Source organism: Rhizobium sp. SU303 (assembly GCF_021052345.1).
Lineage (GTDB): Bacteria > Pseudomonadota > Alphaproteobacteria > Rhizobiales > Rhizobiaceae > Rhizobium > Rhizobium laguerreae.
In genome coordinates this window covers 149,292-163,691 of the sequence record NZ_CP088095.1, presented here as the reverse complement: position 1 = coordinate 163,691, position 14,400 = coordinate 149,292, and the positions used below count along the sequence as shown (strand labels likewise).

Below are 14,400 nucleotides of genomic sequence, written 5' to 3'. Positions count from 1 at the left end.
TGGAAGCGCAGAAATGCTGCGTTTCCACACCGATGGATTATGTTGGGAGCGTTGTCGAACGATGAGTGTTTTCGTTTTGCTCTTGGGGTTCCCGGGCGTCGGGAAGCTGACGATCGCCAAAGAACTCGGTTCGCTTATATCCGCAAAGATCGTCGATAATCACTGGTTCAACAACCCGATCTTGCGCCTCCTCGACGAGGATCAGACCGCGCCGCTGCCAAAGGGCGTCTGGGAATATACTGGTAGGGTCCGGCAGGCCGTCCTGGACGCGATAACCGCCTATAGCGGCCCATCGGCGAATTTCATCTTCACCCATGCCGGTGTCGAAGGCGATGAGCGGAGCGCGCGGACGTACCAGCAGTTCGTCGAAGCCGCCAGACAGCGCGCCGCAGTCTTCGTGCCGGTGAGATTGCTGTGTGCCGAAGAAGAATTGGCGCGTCGCGTTTCCTCCCCCGCTCGGCGCGACCATTTGAAGACGACTGATGTCGAGACGTCGAGGAGCCGAAGCCAACAGGCCGTGGTTCTCAATCTCCCGCACAAACACGCGCTGACGTTGGATGTGACCTTCATATCGCCTTTGGAAAGTGCTGCGGCAATACGGGATCATGTTGTGACATGCCTGCCGAACGGGAGCTGATTGTGTGATTGCATGCACAAAGAGGATATTCCGAAGTGTGGTGTCGTCATCGACGCCACTCTCCCGCTCACGGTCGTCGTCGATGAGATTCTCTTGAAATGCGGAGAGGTGGACCAAGGGCAAATTAGGCTCGGCGTCGCGCGACAAATCGCTACGATTCCGATTCAAAGAATTCTGCAGCAGGCTATCGCGTGCCTGTGATGACCGTTGCCGTTGAGCGAAGGCAAACCTTGCCATCGCTGACGGATTGGAGAGCTAGCTCCAGAACCTCGCGACGGATTTTCTCCCGCGTTGCCGCATCTGCCCTGGATAGTCCAGCGACAACCGGCGCGGCGACCTCAGTCATGAAGTCCCAGTAGCGCGCCGGGGTATCGTGCACCATCATCGCCGACACCTCTTCCTCGGCGACATCGAGAAGGCCCGCCTCTCTGAAGGTCTCGATCATCATTCCTTCCCCCGCACAGCGGAACAGGCCCGGAGAGCCGGGTGGTGGCGAGGGCATTTCCACGTGGCGGGCGATCGTGCCCATGATCGTGGTCGCCCATGAATTTTTGGCAGGAGTGCTCCAGACTGCGGCGCAGACGCGCGCACCGGGCTTTGCCACGCGTGCCATCTCCTTGGCGGCGGCAGCGATATCAGGGAAGAACATAAACCCAAACCGGCACAGAACGGCGTCGAAACTGGCATCGGCAAAAGGCAACGCTCCCGCATCGCATCGGCGGGTTTCGAAGTTTTTGAGGCCACGTTTGGCCGCATTTTCTGCGGCAACAGTCAGCATATTTTCCGAGAGATCGGTGACGACAACATGGCCGTCCGGGATTGCCGCCGCCGCCGTCAGGCCGGGTTCGCCAGTGCCAGCGGCTATGTCAAGCACGCTAAAGCCGTTGGAGAGATTTGCGTGCCGTAGCATGGTGTCACCAAACGGCGCAAGCCAGCTGAGAACCAAGCTGTCCCATTTCTTCCAGCCGGCGGAAAACTTGTCCCAGGTCTCACGTTGCCGGTTACGGATATCGTCGAGATTTGCTGACATGCACCGGCTCCCCCTACGTTCAACCGGCAAAGCCGGGAACGTCACTATGCGCCGCTGATGGCGGGATTCAATGGAAATAAACGCCATTGGGCCAATCGCCAGGCATGACCCAACCTGTTGGGACGGAGTGATTGAATTGACCAAGACTATTGGAGCTTTTATACAACAGCTTTTGCGAAACTCCGGATTGGCCAAAAATAATCCTTTTGAATCAATGGGCTTCTCCTGGATGGTGTCAAATCAAGAAAGCGGAACCAGCGGATTGCCGAAGCGATACAGCCCGGCTGTATGCATCAGCCATGGAGAAACAAAATTATAAAGATCATGGTCTTGCTGCACAGCGCCGATGGCATGGCTTGGCAGTCTCCCCCTAAAGGCACCAGCCTGAAGACATTGAACGAAGCCGAAGAGCAAGGCTTCATCCTGATCCGCGGGGAATTTCAGAAACGGCAATTCCGTTTGACGGAGCTGGGCTCCAACTATGTCGAGCGCGACAAGCGGCGTCTCGAAGCGCGCAAGCTCTGAACAGATACCGCCTGCTAAGCGCGAATTGAACGCTCCAGCCGATCCGGCTGACGGTCGCAGCATTCTCGGGCGCAGCTTTAGAAGCACGACTGGGCTTATGAGAGGAAGGCTTATGCACAAAGGATCCTGCCTGTGTGGTGCGGTAACTTTCGAGATCGAAGGTGATCTGCGAGCGCCGGATGCGTGCCATTGCTCCAAATGCCGAAAACAATCCGGCCACTTTTTCGCTTCAACCGACGTGCCAAGGCGTCAGATCGCGATCCAGGGAGGTGAAAGTGTTACCTGGTATCAATCCTCAGAAAAGGTGAGACGCGGATTTTGCGGGGTCTGTGGATCATCGTTGTTTTGGGACCCACCTGATCACGACTGGATTGCTGTCGCGATGGGTGCATTTGATGGCCCGACCGAAACCAAATTGAAAATGCATATCTTTGTCGCTGACAAAGGCGACTACTACGACATCACCGACAACCTGCCCCAGAATGCGCAATAGGCAGCGGTTGCTCGCCCGCAAGCGGACTTCAATTTCCATTCCGGGGCTGCGGCGCGTTATTCGAGGTCGTGCTACCCTTCGGCGAGGAGCGGCGGTTCTCCAAGACGCGTGACAGCAAGTTGCCTTTTCTCCTGCGCGGGATGAGATCGATATCGCTGACAAGCTTTGCGCCGCCCCGGCGGCGCTCCAAGGTGATCTTGCGGCTATGGAAGGTTTCCAGCTCAGCGCGATGCGCGACGCTGATGATGGTGACATCAGGCAATTCATCGATCACCATCTGCATCATCTTGTCCTGGCTCTTCTCGTCGAGTGCCGAGGTTGCTTCATCCAGCACGATGATATCGGGTTTATGCAGCAGGAGACGGGCAAAGGCCAGCCGCTGCTTTTCGCCGCCCGACAAGGTCTGGTCCCATGGCGCGTCTTCCTCGATCTTATCTTTCAGATAATCCAGTCCCACCTTGTCGAGGGCCGACTTGATCTCATCCGGCGGCCAGTTATCGGCGGCGCCGGGATAGGCGACAGCACGGCCAAGCGTCCCCGAAGGAATATAAGATCGTTGCGGCAACATGAACAATCGCCTGTCGGCACGGAAATCGACGCTGCCGCCACCCCACGGCCAAAGGCCGGAGATGGCCCGCACCAGCGTGCTCTTGCCCGAACCGGATTCACCTGACACAAGCACCCGCTCGCCGGGCTGGATCTCGACCCGGGTTTCCTTGACCACCGCGGTGCCATCGTCAAGCGACACGGCGAGATCGTTGAGGCTGAGCATCGCCTCACTTTCGGTTTGGCCATGCTTGATGCGCCCGAGCGAGTCGCTCTGTTCTGCACGCTCCAGCCCGTCGAGCGACATCATCAGCGACGCGACGCGTCGCGCGCATGCGTTCCAATCGGCAAGACGCGGATAGTTGTCGACCAACCAGCCGAAGGCGGTCTGGACGATGGCGAAGGCTGACGCTGCCTGCATGACCTCGCCCAGCGTCATGCTGCCTTCGAGAAATTTGGGGGCGCAAAGGAGGAGCGGCACAACAGGGGCAATCAGCATCGACCCATGCGACACAAACGTCGTGCGCATATGCTGGCGGGCGAGCAAAGCCCATTGCTTCAGCACATTGCCGAAGGTCTTGTCGAGGTCGTTGCGCTCTTCCTCCTCGCCGCCGAGAAGCGCGATGCTCTCGCCGTTTTCCCGCACATGCGTCAGCGTGTAGCGAAATTCGGCCTCTACCTGGTTCTTGACCTCGGAGACCTGCACGAAATGGCGGCCGATCACCGCGATCACGCTGGAGGTGATCACGGCGTAGAGGACCGCGGTGACGACGAGAAAGCCGGGAATGGTGATGGTCCAGCCTCCGATCGGCAGCGTCAAGGCTCCGCCGATCGTCCACAGCACCACGATGAAGGTCGAGGCCGACAGGAACGCCGCGATGACACCGGCGGTAAAATCGACGGGGGCTTCGGTGGCGATCCTCAAATCCTCCGAGATGCGCGCCTCGGGGTTCTTGTGGTCGCCGCCGATGAGGTTCAGCTGATAGTATCGGCCGTTTGCCAGCCAGCGCGCGATGACTGCCGTCGCCAGCCAGGAACGCCAGCGCCGCTGGATCATCATGCGAACAGCGACCTGTGTGGTGACAAGGGCGACGGTTCCAAGCACGAGCGGCACGAACACGCCGCTGAGGTAATAGACGGTGCCGGCATCGTGCCGCTCTATGGCGTCGAAAATCGCGCGGTTCCAGCGATTGATCCCATACTGGAAGCCGACATTCATGCAGATCATGGCAAGCAGCCCGATCGACAACGGCCAGGCGAGCTTGTCACCGCCACGGCCCCAGAAACGGCGCGCGGTGATCCAGAAGCGCTTGAGCAAATACCGCTTGCGCGCATGCTCGGCCTCCTCGGGCGTCAACTCCGGATCGGGTTCAATGATATCTGGCGGCGGCACGACCTCGACAGTCGATGCCTTCTCCTGGCGCGTCTTTTCGGCACCGTGCGGTTCGTCGGTGCCGTCGACCGATGTCGGATTGAGTTTAGCGTCGGCCATAAGCGCGATAACGGCTTACACATCGAAATGTTTCATGAGGCCGGTGACGTACGTGTCATCGAAGGGCTTGTCGAGAAAATGAGGGGAAGACCGCGGCCGTGTTGTCGCTGTTACACCGTATCTGAGCCCATGACATAGCTGTCGTTCGCCGCGTTCTGGATCATTGCGATGGCGACCGGCGGCAATATGAAACTCCAGATGCCGAGCCAGGCAATCGACATCAAACCTCCCCGGCCTCTGTCGCGTGCCCGCTCGTTGAGGAGATCGCCAAGGGTCATCACAAGAACCGGCAATCCGAGCGGTACGAGGATCGCGATCAGCATGGCGGCAAGCGGCGTCAGCAGGCGCTGCGACTGCGCCGCGCCCGCCAGCTCCCCGTGTATGCGATAGACCCAGTAGGCAAGATAGATAAGGGCGGCCACAGCAATGGTGAAGACCAGAAGCGCTAAAAGCAGCGTGATGGGGGAGGAGGCGACGTCGGCATCATTTGCCTGAAACAGATGGACACCGAACGCCATCAGAAAAATCAGGATCGGCGGGGTGATCAGGATGATGGCGACCAGGTGAGGGGATCGCCGGCGCGGTGCAAGCGGCTTGTGTCGCGGACGCGGAGCTTCATCGAAGGCCAGGTTTCCGGCCGGCACCAGCAATATGACAGCGAGGAGCAGGCAGGCCAGCAAACCCGAAACGACAGGTACGGCGCCGAGATCGAGCCCGTATAACCACGAGGCGCCGATCGGAGCAATGGCTGAGAGCAGGATCGTCGTCGACATCAGCGTGAGAGCGCAGCTGAAGTCGATTTTTCCTGGTCGCCCGCCCACCAGGAATATCGCGATCGCGAGAGGGAAAACGGCCCGAACCGTGCCGAACACCACACCAAACAAAAACAGAAACACCGGCGATCCCCACAAAGCAGGCGCCGGCAGAAAAGCGATGGCGAGAATGGCACAGACGAGAAGGGGGGAAATCAAAGCCGACCGGCCATGGCGGCTCGCGACGATAAACGCCAGGAAGGCGCCGGCAACCCAGCCAAGAGTGGAGCCGGAATAGAAGATCCCGATCGTCTGAGCGCTGTTGCCCGTCATTTGCGAGATCACGGGAAAGACCGTGCTGAAACCCTGTCCACCGATTGCCAAAAGAAGCGAGGAAAAAAACACGGCCCAATAGCGATAGGTGCTGAGGAAATCGGCCAGCGTCCATTCGGCATTGCGGGAGGGGGCAGAGGTGTTTTCCATCGGTGAAACTTGCTCTCCATTGATGATCATCGCTCATCGCAGACGGTGGATGCGTCGACCATGCGCATCGAGGAGGTTATTTCAATAGCTTTGACGCGGCATCCGGATCAGCCCAGAGGTTGTGCCGACATATCGTGACGGATTTATAAATCTTGCCTTCGGGCCGAAAGGTGCCGGGTGGACGCAACAAGGGCAATCATTGCGCCTTTTCGTGTCTCATTCTGGTTGAGTTCGGGCAAGGTCGGCCGTAACGCGGCAACAGCGGACGGAAAAACGAAAAATGCCACCGGACATTTGCAGCGACGCTGCATCGGGATGGGCTAATCGTCGTTGATGTCGCCCCTCCGCTTACGCTCCTCACGCGCTCTCCGTCGCGACCTGCGGCAGGGATTGCAGGAGGGTCTGGCGGGCGGAGTGCAGATGCGCTCGGCAGGCGGTTTCGATCGCCGCCTGGTCGCCGGATTCCAAGGCTGCGATATAATTCAGATGTTCGTGGATGGCGCGCTCGTTGCGCTGGCGGGCGGCGGTTTTGTTCCACTGGTAGTGATAGTGGAAGACGATGGCGATGGCGTCGTAGAAATCGGCGATGAAGCGGTTCTTCGAGGCGCGATGGATCAGCAAGTGGAAGCGCTCGTCGAGGACGGAGAAATCCTTGAAGCGCTGGTTGATGTCGGCAAGCATGGCGTGATGTTCGTCGCGCATAGCGGCAAGATCGGCCCAGCTCTGATTATCCCTGGGAAGCCGGCCGAATTCGGCGGCGGAATGCAGTTCGAACATTTCGCGCACATCGGCCAACTCAAGCGCGAATTCGCGGGTGAAGCCTTTGAGCGTCCAGTGGCTGTTCGGGCGTTTCTCGATGAGGCCGAAGCGGGAGAAGCGGATCAGGAATTCGCGGACGCTGGTGGTGCCGGTGCCGATCTCGCGGGCAAGCTCCAATTCGTTGATCTGCATGCCGGGTGCTGCATCATCGGCAAGGATGCGCTGCATGAAGCTGCGCTCGATGATATCATGCAGGGAGTCGGTTTCTTCGGAGGGAAAGAGGTCGTGGTCTGTCGGCTGGCGCAGCACGATCTTCTGGCGCTTGTTCCAGCGGATGATGCCCTCTTCGCTGAGCCGCGTCAGGATGGCGCGCGCCGTCGAACGGCTGACGCCGAGCTGGGCGGCGATCTCCGGTTCCGAAGGCAGCGCGGTATCCGTGCGCAGGGCTACGGCATACCTGTTATAGGCTTCCTTGAAGACCGTATTCTGCCTTGCCACCAGACCCCGCTTTCCGCCCTCGTATCCACCGCCCCGCTTCAAAGCAGGACAGAACAGACCGGGGCTTGTTCAAACGACCTTTAGCTTATTTCCGGTCGCCTGCGGCTCATTGCCTCCCTCGTCCACAGGATCAATATTCCCGTTGACTTGAAAATGTTTATTGTAGATAAAAAACAAAATCAATGCGCATTCGCCGATGCAGCGAGCGTTTCCCAGGGAGAATAAATTGGACAAACTGCCTTGGATCATCCTTTCGGCCGGTGACAATGTCGCGGTCGCAACGGCGGCAATCGCGCCGGGTTCGACGGTTGCCGGCATTCAGACCCGTGAGAAGATCGACCCCGGCCACAAGGTGGCGATAGCGGATATTCCGCTCGGGTCACCCGTGGTCAAATACGGACAGGCGATCGGCCGCACGACGGCCGAGGTCAAGGCCGGCGACCATGTGCACAGCCACAACCTGCATTTCGAAAACGACCGGCTGGCGGCGACCGCCAATTCGGCGCCTGAAACGGCCACTGCCGACGACGTCGGGCGCACCTTCATGGGCTATCGCCGCGCCGACGGGCGGGCGGCGACCCGCAACTATATCGGCATCATTGCCAGCGTGAACTGTTCCACCACGGTCTGCCGGGCGATCGCCGACGAGGCGAACCGGACGATCCTGCCGCATTATGAAGGCATCGACGGTTTCGTGCCGATCGTGCACGACCAGGGCTGCGGCATGAGCTCGACCGGCGACGGCATGAACGTGCTACACCGGACGCTCGCCGGCTACACAAGGCATGTAAATTTCGGCGGCGTGCTGATGATCGGCCTCGGCTGCGAGGTCAATCAGCTGACGCTTTACGGCCAAAGCGGTGCAGGCGCCTCGAAGCGGCATTTCAACATCCAGGATGCCGGCGGTTCGCGCCGTGCTGTCGAGCGCGCCATGGGCATGCTGCGCGAAATCGCCGCCGATGTTGGCAAGGAAAAGCGCGTACCGATGTCGGTCGGGGAGATCATCATCGGGCTGCAATGCGGCGGCTCGGACGGCTTTTCCGGCATCACCGCCAATCCGGCGCTAGGGGTCGCGGCCGACCTGCTGGCGGCAGCCGGCGGCACGGCGATCCTTTCGGAGACCTCGGAAATCTATGGCGCCGAACATCTGCTGCGCAGCCGCGCCGTCAGCGACGAGGTGGCAAAGAAGCTCGACGACAAAATCGCCTGGTGGGAGCAGTACGTCGCCCTGCACGGCGCCTCGCTCGACAACAACCCCTCGCCCGGCAACAAGCGCGGCGGGCTGACGACCATTCTGGAAAAATCGCTCGGCGCCGTCGCCAAGGGCGGGCGCTCGCCGCTGACGGCGGTCTATGGTTATGCCGAGCGGGTCACGGCCCCCGGCCTCGTCTTCATGGACACGCCCGGCTACGACCCGGTCTCGGCGACCGGCCAGGTGGCGGGCGGAGCAAACATGATCGCCTTTACCACAGGCCGCGGCAGCTGCTTCGGCTGTCGGCCGGCGCCGTCGCTGAAGCTTTCCAGCAATTCGGCGCTCTATGCTTCGATGGAAGAGGATATGGACATCGATTGCGGCACGATCGCCACCGGCGACGCGACGATCAGCGGCAAGGGCCGCGAGATCTTCGATCTCATCGTCGATACCGCCTCGGGCAAGAAGACCAAGAGCGAGATCTTCGGCTACGGCGACAATGAATTCGTGCCGTGGCATCTCGGTGCGACGCTGTAATCTTTGTTTTTAGGCGATCCCGGACGGAAAACCACTTCACACTTTTCCTGGGATTGCTCCAGATAGTTCAGCTTCTTCGTGAGGAGGAATGATGAAGACGAGACGGATCGGCAAGACCAAGCTGGAGGTGACCGAAATCAGTTTCGGCGCAGCCGCTCTCGGCGGTCTCTATCGCGCCTGCCCGCGCGAGCAGGCGATGGACACGCTGCAGGCGGCCTGGGACAGCGGCATCCGCTATTTCGACGTGGCGCCCTGGTACGGGCTCGGCCTTGCCGAACGGCGGGTCGGCGATTTCCTGCGCGACCAGCCGGACGGCTCTTATGTGCTTTCCACCAAGGTCGGCCGGCTGCTTCGGCCGGTGCCGACCGGCACGGTGCCTGATTACAGCTACGTCGATCCGCTCTCCTTCGATGCCGATTACGACTATTCCTATGACGGCATCATGCGCTCGGTCGAATTCAGCTATGCGCGGCTCGGCCTCAACCGCATCGATATTCTCTATGTGCACGATCTCGGCGTCTACACGCATGGCGCGGCAAAGAATGCGGTCCACCAGAAGCAGTTTCTCGACTCCGGCGTGAAGGCGCTCGAGCAACTCAAGTCGTCTGGCGCGATCTCCGCCTTCGGCCTTGGCGTCAACGAAGTGCCGGTCTGCCTCGACGTCATGCGCCATTCCGATCTCGACTGCATTCTGCTTGCCGGCCGCTACACGCTGCTCGACCGCTCGGCCGTTGCAGAACTGCTGCCGCTTTGCCGAGAGAAAGGCACCTCGCTTGTCGTTGGTGGCGTTTTCAACTCCGGCATTCTCGCCACCGGCCCGGTTCCGGGTTCGCATTTCGACTATATGCCGGCTGATGACGACGTGCTTGCCAAGGTCGGTGCGATGGAGGCGATCGCCAAAAGCCACGGCGTGCCGCTGGCTGCTCCCGCCCTGCAGTTTCCGCTGCGCGAGACGATCGTCGCATCGGTGCTGATCGGTACAGCCAAGCCTTCGAGCCTGACGCGCAACATGGAAATCGTCGAGCCGCGGCTTGCCGACGAGATCTATGCCGAATTCGAACCCTATACGCTGGTCGCGCCGCCGCTCGGCGCCGAAGCGGTGCGAGTCTGAGGAGACATTATGCTCAAGGGTATTCATCCGCTGCTTGGCCCCGACCTGCTCCATGCGCTGAAGACCATGGGACATGGCGACGACATCGTCATATCGGACGCCAATTTTCCCTCAGGCTCAATGGGCCCGCCGGTCATTCGCGCCGACGGCGTCAGCGCCACTGACATGGCCGAGGCCATCCTGACGCATATGCCGCTCGATACATTTGTGCCGGAAGCGGCGTGGCGGATGGAAGTGGTCGGCGATCCCGATGCGGTGCCGGAGGTCTGCACCGATTTCCAGCAGATCGTTACCAAGCACGCCGGTAATTTCCGCATCGTGCCGGTGGAGCGTTTTGCTTTCTACGCGATGGCCCGCAAGGCCACCTATATCGTCGCGACGACGGAATTCCGGCTGTACGGCAACCTGATTTTGAAAAAGGGCGTCGTCCATCCGCACGAGGTCGACATGGCCTGATCCCTATTTTAGGGTATCGTGGTATTGGAATAAAATCAGTTGCTTGGCTGGAGTTTAGCGAAGAAAAAAAGCCTGTTTGGCGCTCTTGCAATTTGATTGCGCCTCGGCTAGCTTCACCTGGCAAATGTTTTTTATCGATAAAAATCGTCCGCCTGCGTTCAGCGGTCGATTTATTCGGAGGAGAACGCACCCTGAGAGGAGAACCCTTATGAGTTTCGTGAAATCCCTTCTGTCCCGCCGCGCCTTTACCGCGCTTGCGGGCGCCGCAGTTATCGCCACGGCGGTGCCGGCACCGTCGTTTGCAGCCGACGTGACGATCCCGATCATCGTCAAGGACACGACGTCCTTCTACTGGCAGATCGTTCTGGCCGGCGCCCGCAAGGCCGGCAAGGATCTCGGCGTCAACGTGCCGGAACTCGGCGCACAGGCCGAATCCGACGTCAACGGCCAGATCAGCATTCTTGAGAACGCCGTTGCCGGCAAGCCGGCGGCCATCGTCATTTCGCCGACCGAATTCAAGGCGCTCGGCAAGCCGATCGATGAAGCGGCCAAGTCGGTACCGATCATCGGCATCGACTCGGGTGCTGACTCCAAGGCGTTCAAGTCGTTCCTGACGACCGACAACGTTCAGGGCGGCCGCATCGCCGCTGACGGTCTGGCCGCCGCTATCAAGGGCGCCACCGGCAAGGAAGAGGGCGAAGTCGTCATCCTCACCAACCTTCCGGGCGTCGGCTCGCTGGAACAGCGCCGCGAAGGCTTCCTGGATCAGGTGAAGACCAAGTATCCGGGCCTGAAGGTGATCGCCGACAAGTACGGCGACGGCCAGGCAACGACCGGCCTCAACATGATGACCGACCTGATCACGGCAAATCCGAACCTCGTCGGCATCTTCGCCTCGAACCTGATCATGGCGCAGGGTGTCGGCCAGGCGATCGCCGAAAACAAGCTCGGCGACAAGATCAAGGTCATTGGCTTCGACAGCGACGACAAGACAGTCGGCTTCCTCAAGGATGGCGCGATTGCCGGCCTGGTCGTTCAGGATCCCTACCGCATGGGTTATGACGGCGTGAAGACCGCGCTTGCCGTCTCCAAGGGCGAGAAGGTCGAAGAGAATGTCGACACCGGCGCAAACCTCGTCACCAAGGCGAATATGGCCGATCCGAAGATCGACGCGCTGCTGAACCCGAAGATCAAGTAACAAAGACTGACAGGCCGCGCCGGCTTCAAAAACCGGCGCGGCCTTTTCCATCCGTGCTATGTTTTGCAGGGGATGGAGAGCAGACGCGACACAAGGAGGAGAGGTCCCATGATCGGACTGGAAGAGGTCAGTCATCGCCATGATGACAGCGCGACGCTGAAAGAAGCCAATCGAATTCCCGCCGGATCGCCTATCCTCGAACTCAAGGGCCTGCAGAAGAATTACGGTCATGTGCAGGCGCTGAAGCCAGCGACGCTGACCTTTCTTGCCGGCGAAATCCACGCCATCGTCGGCGAAAACGGCGCCGGCAAATCCACCCTCATCAAATTGCTGACCGGCGTCATTACCCGCACCGCCGGCGAAGTGCTGTGGTGCGGCCAATCGGTAGGACTGTCGACGCCGAACGAGGCGATCGCCCGCGGCATCAACGCCGTCCACCAGGAAGTCGTGCTCTGCCGGCACCTGACGGTCGCCGCCAATCTCTTCCTCGGCGACGAGGTCAACCGCTATGGCCTGATGCGCAAGAAGCAGATGGAGAAGATGGCCCAGGCCGTGCTCGACGATCTCGGCTTTGGGCTGCCAGCGGGTGCACTGCTAAGCGAGCTGACCATCGGCCAGCAGCAGCTGGTGGCAACCGCGCGCGCGGCGATGCGCGGCACGCAATTCCTGATCTTCGACGAGCCGACAGCCTATCTGACCCGCCAGGAATCGGCGCAGCTCTTCAAGCTGATCCGCCGCCTGCAGGGCGAAGGCGTCACCATCGTCTATATCAGCCACCGCATGGAGGAAGTCTTCGAGCTTGCCGACCGTGTCTCGGTGCTGCGCGACGGAACGCATGTCGGCACGCGCCTGATCGGCGAGACCAACGATGCCGAACTGATCTCGCTGATGATCAATCGCTCGATTGAACAGATCTACCACAAGGAAGAAATCGCGATCGGCGAGACGATCCTCACGGTCAACGGCCTCTCCGGCCCGGGCTTCGAAGATGTGTCGCTGAGCGTCAAGGCGGGACAGATCGTCGGCCTCTACGGCCTGATCGGCGCGGGGCGCAGCGAATTCGCGCTCGGGCTCTACGGCCGCCAGCCGACGACATCCGGCGATGTCGAATGGATGGGCAAGCGTGTCGACATCCGCAACGAACGCACCGCCATGGAGCTCGGCATTGCGCTGGCGCCGGAAAGCCGGCGCGACCAGGGGCTTTGCCTCAACCTGCCGATCGGCCTCAACATCAACCTGCCGGTGTTCGGGCGGCTGAGCCACGGGCCGGTGATCAATCACGCGCGCGAATCGGCCAATGCCGACCAGCAGATCCGCAATCTAAGCATCAAGACGCCGAGCCGGCGCGTTCCGGCCTCCAGCATGTCGGGCGGCAACCAGCAGAAGATCGTCATCGGCAAGTGGCTGAGCCATGGCGCCCGGCTTTTCATCTTCGACGAGCCGACCGTCGGCGTCGACGTCGGCACCAAGGCGGAAATCTACCGGCTGTTCGCCAAGCTTCTGAAGGACGGCGCCGGTATCATCCTGATCTCCTCCTACCTGCCCGAGGTCTACGAACTGGCCGACCGGCTGCACGTCTTCCGCGCCGGCAAAATCGTCGCGAGCCATGATTATCACGCGGCGACGCATGAAGAAGTGCTCAGCGAAGCGATCGGCGTCTGAGCCAAAAGAATAAGAGGGAGAAAATTCATGACTGTCACCCCCACCGAAATCGTCGCGCCGCCGCCGCGCCGGAAAATGAATATTCTGTTCGGCCTGACGCTGATCGGCCTGCTGATCTTCCTCTGGATCGTGCTTGGCGTTGTCACCCCGAGCTTCTGGACGCCGCTCAATATCTCGAACCTGCTGCGTCAGGGCGCGATGACGGCAATCCTGGCGCTCGGCCAGACCTTCGTCATCATCACCGCCGGCATCGACCTTTCGGTGGGCGCCATCGTCGGCTTCTGCACCGTCATCATCGCCTGGCTGCTCCAGGCGGGCGTGCCGGTCTGGGGTGCGATCGCGTTGACGCTGCTGATGGGTGTGGCGATCGGCGCCTTCCATGGCTTCGGCATCGTGCATATGGGCCTGCCGCCGTTCATCATCACGCTGGCAACCCTGACATCGCTGCGCGGCATCGGTCTGCTGATCACCAACGGCTCGACGATCAACATCACCAATGAGGGCTTCAGCAATTTCGCCCGCGCCGATTTGCTTAGTATTCCCAGCCTGTTCTGGATGGTCATCCTGGTGGCGGTCCCCTCCTTCATCTTCCTGCATCTGAGCCGCTGGGGCCGGTATCTCTTCGCGGTCGGTTCGAACGCCGAGGCGGCGCGCCTTTCCGGCGTCAACGTCAAGGGCATGATCTACCTCGCCTATATCCTGTCTGCCTCCTTCGCCGCCTTCGTCGGCGTGCTGCTCGCCTCGCGCATCGCCATCGGCAATGCGACACAGGCCGACGGCTGGGAACTGCAGGCGATCGCCTCCTCCGTCATCGGCGGCACCAGCCTGTTTGGCGCGGTCGGCTCGGTGCATGGCCCGCTGATCGGCGCCTTCATTCTCGCCACCATCAACAACGGCGCGAACCTTCTAAACGTCAACTCCTTCTGGCAGCGTATTATCACCGGTCTGCTGATCATCGTGATCGTGTTCTTCGACCAGTTGCGCCGCCGCCGGAGCAATTGAGCGACAAGAGACAGCCGGCCGAACAAG

13 protein-coding genes are annotated in these 14,400 nt (G+C 60.5%); 9 read left to right on the top strand and 4 right to left on the bottom strand.

Going from position 1 to position 14,400, the window contains the following annotated elements; all coding sequences use genetic code 11:
- The first annotated feature begins 61 nt into the window (after nt 1–61).
- Nucleotides 62–637, top strand: a complete 576-nt coding sequence (locus RlegSU303_RS00820; RefSeq protein WP_131644328.1) for an AAA family ATPase — start codon at nt 62–64, stop codon at nt 635–637.
- A gap of 184 nt (nt 638–821) precedes the next feature.
- On the opposite strand, the gene RlegSU303_RS00815 is transcribed toward RlegSU303_RS00820, so the two are convergent.
- A complete protein-coding gene (locus RlegSU303_RS00815; RefSeq protein WP_131718764.1) occupies nt 822–1,667 on the bottom strand; it encodes a class I SAM-dependent methyltransferase in 846 nt (281 codons plus the stop codon).
- A gap of 324 nt (nt 1,668–1,991) precedes the next feature.
- Between RlegSU303_RS00815 and RlegSU303_RS00810 the strand changes: the two genes are divergently transcribed.
- Together RlegSU303_RS00810 and RlegSU303_RS00805 are read left to right on the top strand one after the other, a co-directional pair.
- Nucleotides 1,992–2,192, top strand: a complete 201-nt coding sequence (locus RlegSU303_RS00810) for a hypothetical protein (protein WP_038613687.1) — start codon at nt 1,992–1,994, stop codon at nt 2,190–2,192.
- 112 nt (nt 2,193–2,304) lie between these two features.
- The gene (locus RlegSU303_RS00805; protein ID WP_131718625.1) at nt 2,305–2,685 is read left to right on the top strand and encodes a GFA family protein; all 381 of its coding nucleotides are present in this window, start codon (nt 2,305–2,307) and stop codon (nt 2,683–2,685) included.
- A gap of 28 nt (nt 2,686–2,713) precedes the next feature.
- Here the strand turns inward: RlegSU303_RS00805 and RlegSU303_RS00800 are convergent, their stop codons facing one another.
- From RlegSU303_RS00800 to RlegSU303_RS00790, 3 genes are all read right to left on the bottom strand, one after another.
- Nucleotides 2,714–4,723 (bottom strand): ABC transporter ATP-binding protein/permease, encoded by a 2,010-nt coding sequence (locus RlegSU303_RS00800; protein ID WP_131718624.1) that lies wholly within the window; start codon nt 4,721–4,723, stop codon nt 2,714–2,716.
- Nucleotides 4,724–4,833: 110 nt separating this feature from the next.
- Entirely contained in the window at nt 4,834–5,958 is a 1,125-nt protein-coding gene (locus tag RlegSU303_RS00795) for a hypothetical protein (protein ID WP_231283365.1), read from the bottom strand.
- Nucleotides 5,959–6,315: 357 nt separating this feature from the next.
- Nucleotides 6,316–7,215 carry a GntR family transcriptional regulator gene (locus RlegSU303_RS00790; protein ID WP_131627951.1) on the bottom strand — a complete coding sequence of 300 codons (900 nt, stop codon included), beginning with the start codon at nt 7,213–7,215 and terminating at the stop codon, nt 6,316–6,318.
- Between the two features lie 226 nt (nt 7,216–7,441).
- Between RlegSU303_RS00790 and RlegSU303_RS00785 the strand changes: the two genes are divergently transcribed.
- The 6 genes from RlegSU303_RS00785 (at nt 7,442) to RlegSU303_RS00760 (ending at nt 14,373) form a co-directional block, all read left to right on the top strand.
- The gene (locus tag RlegSU303_RS00785) at nt 7,442–8,944 is read left to right on the top strand and encodes a UxaA family hydrolase (RefSeq protein ID WP_131627949.1); all 1,503 of its coding nucleotides are present in this window, start codon (nt 7,442–7,444) and stop codon (nt 8,942–8,944) included.
- 91 nt (nt 8,945–9,035) lie between these two features.
- A complete protein-coding gene (locus RlegSU303_RS00780) occupies nt 9,036–10,055 on the top strand; it encodes an aldo/keto reductase (RefSeq protein ID WP_026158499.1) in 1,020 nt (339 codons plus the stop codon).
- A gap of 9 nt (nt 10,056–10,064) precedes the next feature.
- Nucleotides 10,065–10,511 carry an RbsD/FucU family protein gene (locus RlegSU303_RS00775; RefSeq protein ID WP_231283364.1) on the top strand — a complete coding sequence of 149 codons (447 nt, stop codon included), beginning with the start codon at nt 10,065–10,067 and terminating at the stop codon, nt 10,509–10,511.
- Nucleotides 10,512–10,719: 208 nt separating this feature from the next.
- The gene (locus RlegSU303_RS00770) at nt 10,720–11,709 is read left to right on the top strand and encodes an ABC transporter substrate-binding protein (protein WP_131627945.1); all 990 of its coding nucleotides are present in this window, start codon (nt 10,720–10,722) and stop codon (nt 11,707–11,709) included.
- A 108-nt stretch (nt 11,710–11,817) separates the two neighbouring features.
- The gene (locus tag RlegSU303_RS00765; protein ID WP_017958825.1) at nt 11,818–13,371 is read left to right on the top strand and encodes a sugar ABC transporter ATP-binding protein; all 1,554 of its coding nucleotides are present in this window, start codon (nt 11,818–11,820) and stop codon (nt 13,369–13,371) included.
- Between the two features lie 27 nt (nt 13,372–13,398).
- Complete coding sequence (locus tag RlegSU303_RS00760) at nt 13,399–14,373, top strand: ABC transporter permease (RefSeq protein WP_025393012.1); 975 nt, start codon at nt 13,399–13,401, stop codon at nt 14,371–14,373.
- Nucleotides 14,374–14,400 lie beyond the last annotated feature (27 nt).